We start from the raw sequence: 1,698 nt of genomic DNA, 5'->3' as shown, positions 1-1,698 counted from the left end.
TGTCCTGGTCCCCCTGCTCACCCTGGCCGCCACGGCCGTCGGCGGCCTGCGCCTGGCGTCGGGCGCCCTGAGCGTGGGCGAGCTGCTCGCCGTGTGCCGGTACGCGCAGCTGACGGCCGGCGTCGGCGGCGCCGCGTCCCTGCTGGGCGCGGTGGTACGGGGCCGTGAGGCACGGAACCGGACCCTGGCACTGGCGGACATGCCCGCGCTGGACCACGGGACGCGGCGTCTCCCCCCGGCCGGACCGGGTGATCTCGAACTGCGCGGCGTGCGGGTGGTGCGCGACGGCAGGCAGGTCCTGCGTGCCGACGGTGTACGGGTGGAGGGCGGCACCACCGTCGCGGTGGTCGGCCGCAGCGGCGCGGGGAAGTCCGTCCTGGCCGCCGTGGCGGGGCGGCTGATCGACCCCGACGAGGGGCATGTGCTGCTGGACGGTGTCCGCCTCGACCTGCTGACCCGGGAGGCGCTGCGCACCGAGGTCGGTTACGCCTTCGAGCGCCCGGCGCCGGCCGAGGGCACGGTCGCCGAAGCGGTCGCCGCCGGCCCCCGGCGGGTGTCGCCCGAACAGGTCCGGGAAGCCTGCCGTGCCGCGGGCGCCGACGGCTTCGTCCGCCGGCTGCCGAGAGGTTATGACACCCCGCTGTCCACGGCGCCGCTCTCGGGCGGCGAGTACCAGCGCCTCGGACTCGCCCGGGCGTTCGCGCACGCCGGACGGCTGCTGATCATGGACGACGCGACGTCCAGTCTGGACACCGCCACGGAGCACGAGGTGGACCGCGCACTGCGCCACTCGGTACGGCCCGGCACCAGGCTGGTCGTCGCGCACCGCCCGTCGGTGGCGGCCCGGGCGGATCTGGTGATCTGGCTGGAGGACGGGGGAGTGCGGGCCGTCGCACCCCATCGCGAACTGTGGCACACGCCCGACTACCGGGCGGTCTTCGGCGCCGGGGACACCGGGACCGCGACACCGCGTACGGGCACCGGGCACCGGTCCGAACCCGAGGAGGCACGGCGGTGACGCGCGGCGCGGGGGACGGGGCCGGGGTGTTGCGCCGTATCGCGCCGCCCGCCCGTCGTTTCCTCGCCCGTCGTGCGGGGGTGTCGGCGCGGCTCGCGCTCTGGTCGCTCGTCGAGACCGCGCAGGCGTTCCTCGTGGGCTACGGCGTCGCCCGCGCCGTCGACCGAGGGTTCCTCGCCGGTGATGTGCGCCGGGGGCTGCTGTGGCTCGCGGTCGCGCTGGTCGCCGTACTGTTCGGCGCCCCGGTGATCCGGGGCGTGTTCACCCAGCTCGCCGGGTTGACGGAGCCGCTGCGCGACGGCCTGGTGCGGCGCGCGGTCGACCGGTCCCTGGCCCGGGCCGTCCTGGGCGGGGCCGGCGGGACGGACCGGGCGGCCGTCTCCCGGCTGACGAACCAGGTCGAGATCGCCCGGGACAGCTTCGCCGGTCTCGTCCTGACCCTGCGGTCCTTCGTCTTCACCGCCGCCGGAGCGCTGCTGGGGCTGTTGTCGCTGCACCCCGCCCTCCTCGTGGTGGTGCTGCCACCGCTGACGGGCGGTCTGGTGCTGTTCCTGGTGACGCTGCGGCCCATGGCGGCGGCTCAGCGACGCGCCCTGGCGGCCGACGAGGCGCTGGGCGACCACGCGGCCCGGTCACGGGCGGCGCTGCGGGACCTGACGGCCTGCGGAACCGGGCCCGAG

1 protein-coding gene and 1 pseudogene are annotated in these 1,698 nt (G+C 76.6%); both read left to right on the top strand.

Annotation, left to right across the window (positions count from 1 at the left end):
- A partial coding sequence (locus B7767_RS31310) for an ABC transporter ATP-binding protein (RefSeq protein ID WP_143652721.1) occupies positions 1 to 1,018 on the top strand: 1,018 nt, incomplete at its 5' end.
- Positions 1,015 to 1,698, top strand: a pseudogene (locus B7767_RS31305) (ABC transporter ATP-binding protein); the annotation flags it as partial. The gene B7767_RS31310 and the pseudogene B7767_RS31305, both read left to right, overlap by 4 nt.

The sequence above is a fragment of the Streptomyces sp. 13-12-16 genome (assembly GCF_002114215.1).
Lineage (GTDB): Bacteria > Actinomycetota > Actinomycetes > Streptomycetales > Streptomycetaceae > Streptomyces.
The sequence above is the reverse complement of the archived record's forward strand: the minus strand, read 5'-3'. Positions and strand labels throughout refer to the sequence as shown.